Origin of the sequence: Mycobacterium sp. (genome assembly GCF_049280035.1) — a bacterium.
GTDB lineage: Bacteria > Actinomycetota > Actinomycetes > Mycobacteriales > Mycobacteriaceae > Mycobacterium.
In genome coordinates, this window is the sequence record NZ_JBAPPI010000361.1 from 1 (window position 1) to 4,901 (window position 4,901).

At 64.3% G+C, this 4,901-nt stretch carries 4 protein-coding genes and 1 pseudogene; 1 reads left to right on the forward strand and 4 read right to left on the reverse strand.

What is annotated here, in order from left to right:
* The 4 genes and pseudogenes from WAN71_RS12115 to WAN71_RS12130 form a co-directional block, all read right to left on the reverse strand.
* Positions 1 to 438, reverse strand: a pseudogene (locus tag WAN71_RS12115) (ABC transporter family substrate-binding protein); the annotation flags it as partial.
* A 10-nt stretch (positions 439 to 448) separates the two neighbouring features.
* Positions 449 to 2,296, reverse strand: a complete 1,848-nt coding sequence (locus WAN71_RS12120) for a dipeptide ABC transporter ATP-binding protein (protein WP_422225557.1) — start codon at positions 2,294 to 2,296, stop codon at positions 449 to 451.
* Positions 2,293 to 3,228: an ABC transporter permease gene (locus WAN71_RS12125; RefSeq protein WP_422225560.1), complete on the reverse strand. Its 936-nt coding sequence runs from the start codon at positions 3,226 to 3,228 to the stop codon at positions 2,293 to 2,295. Before WAN71_RS12125 ends, WAN71_RS12120 begins: the two co-directional genes overlap by 4 nt.
* Before the next feature lie 76 nt (positions 3,229 to 3,304).
* Entirely contained in the window at positions 3,305 to 4,282 is a 978-nt protein-coding gene (locus tag WAN71_RS12130; protein ID WP_422225558.1) for an ABC transporter permease, read from the reverse strand.
* Positions 4,283 to 4,523: 241 nt separating this feature from the next.
* Here WAN71_RS12130 and WAN71_RS12135 point away from each other — a divergent pair.
* Positions 4,524 to 4,901 (forward strand): beta-class carbonic anhydrase (locus WAN71_RS12135; RefSeq protein WP_422225559.1); only part of this gene is annotated, 378 nt, incomplete at its 3' end.

Sequence of the window (4,901 nt, forward strand, 5' to 3'; positions counted from 1 at the left end):
GCATGCGCCGACCTCGGATTTGATGTCTTCCCAGGTGATCGGGGTGCCGTCGCTCCACACCGCTTTCGGGTTGATCGTGAGCGTGACGACCTGCGGGCTGGCGCTGGTCAACTCGGCAGCGGTGAAGTAATCGGTGTTGAGTTTCAGCGACCCGTCCGCCTGGGTGATGAACGCCCCCGGCAGCGTCGGCGTGACAATCGAAGCGACGTCGGCCGTGTTGCCGTCGATGTTCAATACATTGAAGTTCGACGGAAACGAGCTGACCGCAAGCCGCAGGTCGCCGCCGTCGCGCAGCGTCGCCGGGTCGCGGGGATTGATGTCGCTAGAGGTGCCGACCCGCACAGCTTGCCGGCCCACGACGTCCTTGTAGCCCCCCGAGCAGCCCGTGACGATCACACAAATCATCACAGTTGCCAGCAGTGCAAGCCTGCGAATCATCGAGACGATGCTAACCACCGCCAACATCCGGGTGCGCCCGCGGGACTGCGGCCAACAGTCGCCGGGTGTACTCGTGCTGCGGGTTGGTGAACACCTGCTCGCCATCGCCCTGCTCCACAATCTCGCCCCGATACATCACCGCCACTCGGTGGGCCAGGTGTTTGACCACCGAAAGGTCATGCGACACAAACAGATAGGACAACCCGAATCGCTGCTGCAGGTCAAGCAGCAGGTTGATGATCCCGGCCTGAATCGACACGTCGAGCGCCGACACCGGCTCGTCGAGCGCAAGGATCTTCGGTTGCAGTGCCAACGCCCGTGCGATACCAATTCGCTGTTTCTGCCCACCGGAAAACTCGGCTGGATAGCGGCTGGCGTCGGCGTGGTTCAGCCCGACGATTCCCAGCAGCTCAGCGACCCGCTCCTCGCAGCGGCGTCTGTCAAACCCGTTGGTGACCAACGGCTCAGCGATGACGTCGAACACCGGGAGCCGTGGATCCAGCGACGCGACCGGATCCTGAAACACCACCTGCAGTTCGGTCCGCAGCTTACGACGGGCGGCTGGGTCGAGGCCTGCGACGTCTTTGCCAAGAATCTCGATGGCACCGGCCTGGGGTGCGGCGAGTTCGAGAATCTGGCTCAACGTGGTCGATTTGCCGGAACCGGATTCGCCGACGATGCCCAGAGTGCGGCCCTGCTCCAAGGTGAAGCTGACGCGAGAGACCGCACGCACCTCCCCGACCCGTCTGCGAAAAACGACTCCTTTAGTCAGCGGGTAGGTCTTGGCGAGGTCGGTGACTTGCAGGACCACCGGCCGATCGGCGACGGCGTTCTCGCCCGCAACCGGCTGCGTTGTTACGTGATAGATGTCCGCCGCGCTGCGCCCCGCGACGTCGCCGGTGCGGATGCAGGCAGCCTGGTGACCGTCCCGAATCGGGACGAGATCGGGCTCTGCCGAACGGCATTCGCTGATCACCAGCGGACAGCGAGGCGCGAATTGACAGGCATCGGGCAGCGACGTCATCGTCGGCGGAGCGCCCGGGATCGGAACCAGCCGGGTGCCCTGTCGGGAGTCCAGGCGCGGCACCGAACCCAGCAGCCCGACCGTATAGGGCATCCGGCGGTCACGATAAAGCTCTGCAACTCCAGCGATCTCGACGGGACGTCCCGCGTACATGACCAGCGCGCGGTCGGCGAACTCCGCCACCACACCCAGGTCGTGGGTGATGATCAGCACTCCGGCGCCGGTGACGTCGCGCGCGGTTCGCAGCACGTCGAGGATCTGCGCCTGCACGGTGACATCCAGCGCGGTGGTTGGTTCGTCGCAGATCAGCAGGTCGGGATCGTTGGCGATCGCGATCGCAATCACCACCCGCTGACGCTCGCCGCCGGATAGCTCATGCGGAAAAGCCCTCGCCCGGCTTTCCGGCTGCACAATCCCGACCAGCTCGAGTAACTCGACAGCGCGCTTGCGAGCACCTGCTCGGCTGATCTCGCGGTTGTGGACCTTGATCGCCTCGGCTATCTGATCCCCGACGGTGTAGACCGGCGTCAACGCCGACATCGGGTCTTGAAAGACGGTGCCGATCGACTTGCCGCGAATCCGGGACATCGCCTGGTCGGACAGCCCGATTAACTCTTCGCCGTGTAATCGCACCGATCCGGAGACGTCGGTGTGTTCGGGTAGCAATCCGACCACGGCCATCGCGGCAGTGGTTTTGCCCGAACCGGATTCCCCGACGATGGCGACCACTTCGCCAGGGTCGATGTGGTAACTCGTACCGCGCACCGCCGACACGCGCGCGTCACCGGTTTCGAAGGCGACGTTGAGGTCCGTCACCTTCAGCAGGGCCGTCACTTTTGGCGCCGCTTCCTGCGGCGCGATGATCGGCTGCTCGGATCCAACGCGTCGCGCAGGCCGTCGCCGGTGAGGTTGGCGCACAACACAATCAGTACCAACGCTCCGGCCGGGAAGAGGAATACCCAGGGAAATGTGGTGGTCGAAGGAGTGCCGTCAGCGATCAGCGTACCCAGCGAGACGTCGGGTGGTTGAATACCGAATCCTAAGAAGCTCAGCCCGGTTTCGGCTAGCACCGCGAAGCCGACGTTGAGGGTCGCGTCGATAATCAGGATCGAGGCGACGTTCGGCAGGATGTGATGAACAATCACACGCCGGTCCGGCACTCCCATAAACCGTGCCGCACGGACGAATTCACGTTCGCGCAGGCTCATCGTCAAGCCGCGCACCATCCGTGAGCTGACCATCCAACCGAATATGGCCAGCAGCAGGATGAGCCACAACATGCTGCTCGACTGTTTGATACGCGGAGTGATGATCGCGATTATCAGGAAGCCGGGCACCACCAGCAGCAGGTCCACCAGCCACATCATCGCGCGGTCGCGCCAGCCGCCGAAGTAGCCGGCAATCGATCCGACGGTGGCGGCGATGCTGGTCGAGATCAGTGCCACACAAAAGCCGATCAGCATCGACTTCTGCATGCCGCGCAGGGTCCGAGCCAACAGGTCCTGGCCGAGCCCGTTCGTGCCGAACCAGTGCTTGATCGATGGTGGCTGCAGCAGCGCGTGGTAGTCGAGAGCGGTGTAGTTATAGGGGAGCAGCGCCGGCAGCCCGTAGCAGCCGACGAACAGCACCACCAGCAAAACCAACGCCACCACAGCAGGTCTGTTGCGCATGAAGCGACGGATGACCAGGCTCCGTCGCGACGTGAAGGTAGCTGGATTGATGCCGACCCGCAGTGGGGTGGTGTCCGGGGTGGTCTCTTGCGTCATCAGCGCGTCGTCGCCGGCGCGTGTCATTGGCGCCGCTCCTCCTCATCGCTTCGCTCTGCATCGTCGCCGGCGCGTGTCATGACACCCGCACCCTGGGATCCAGCGCCGCATAGATGATGTCAGACAACAGCCCGGCGAATAGCAGGGCGGCACCGGTGAACAGCGTGATCGTCGCGACGATCTGGGTGTCCTGACTCGAGATGGCCTGCACCACCCATTCGCCCATGCCGTGCCAGCCGAAGATCTTTTCGACGAACACCGCGCCGACGACCAGGCCGCTGACCCCGTAGGCGAACAGTGTGGCAAGCGGGATGAGCGCGGTGCGCAAGCCGTGTTTGAACAGCGCACGCCGGCGGGTCAGGCCTTTGGCCCGAGCGGTCCGAATGAAATCCTCACCGAGCACGTCCAGCATCGCGTTGCGTTGGTATCGGCTGAAGCTCGCGGCCGTGCCGAGGGCCAGCGTGAGACTCGGCAACGCGATGTGCCGAGCGCGGTCGACGAGTTGGTCCCAGATTCCGCCAGGCGGAATCGGCGAAGTTTCCCCGGTGTAGGCAAAGATCCGCACCCCGGCGATGTTGTTGATCCGCAGCGCGGCCAGGATGAGCAGGCCGGCCAGCACGAACGACGGGATGCTCAGAATGACCAGCGACAACACGGTGATCACCCGGTCGCTCAGCCGATACTGACGAACCGCCCCCCAGGCGCCCAGGACCACGCCGGTCACCGTCCCCACCAGCGAACCGATCACCACCAGCCGAACACTGACCCCGACTCGGGACCACAACTCTTGGGAGACGGGGTGACCGGTCACCGTGGTGCCGAAGTCGCCTCGGACCACGCCGGCAGCCCACTCCGCGTACCGGATGGGTACGGGTTTGTCCAAGCCGAGCTCAACGGCTTTGGCGTGGATAGCCTCAGCCGGCGGCTGGGGGTGACGCTCGATGAAACTGTCCAGCGGATGAAACGCCGCCGAGGCCAGGCAGAAGGCCAAGAACGAAGCCAGCGCCAGCAGCACGAGGTAATTGAGCAAGCGGCGCAGCAGGAAGCGGATCATGACCGCCGGCCTTGCTTGTCTCGCATGGGGCCAGGGTAAGAGATGCCAGCTGGCAAGTCGCGGCGCGGCGCAAAGCGGCAGCTAGGCGGCGCGGCGGCGAACCTGGGCCCCGCTCAGACACGGGCCGAAACCTTCCGATCGGGCTGAGCCGGACCAGTGAAAATCCGCGCTTTGACGGCTAAAATCACCCACTTGGGTCGGAACTGTGCAGCAAACGACACTGTGACACAAGGAGATTGGCGTGACGGTTACCGATGACTACTTGGCCCACAACGCTGAATATGCAAGCTCCTTCACGGGACCGCTGCCGCTGCCGCCGAGCAAACATGTGGCAGTCGTGGCGTGCATGGACGCCCGGCTGGACGTCTATCGCCTGCTGGGAATCAAAGCGGGCGAAGCACACGTCATCCGCAACGCCGGTGGCGTAGTCACCGACGATGCGATCCGCTCGCTCGCCATCAGCCAGCGGTTGCTGGGGACCCGCGAGATCATCCTGATTCACCACACCGACTGCGGGATGCTCACCTTCAACGACGACGACTTCAAGCACGCCATCCAAGCCGAGACCGGGGTCAAACCGCCGTGGGCGGCTGAGGCCTTCCCCGACCTCGCCGAGGAC

What these genes read in the sequence shown, in the direction of transcription:
- WAN71_RS12130 (WP_422225558.1), bottom strand. Translation starts at nt 4,282, where the DNA reads ATGATCCGCTTCCTGCTGCGCCGCTTGCTCAATTACCTCGTGCTGCTG.
- WAN71_RS12125 (WP_422225560.1), bottom strand. Translation starts at nt 3,228, where the DNA reads ATGACGCAAGAGACCACCCCGGACACCACCCCACTGCGGGTCGGCATC.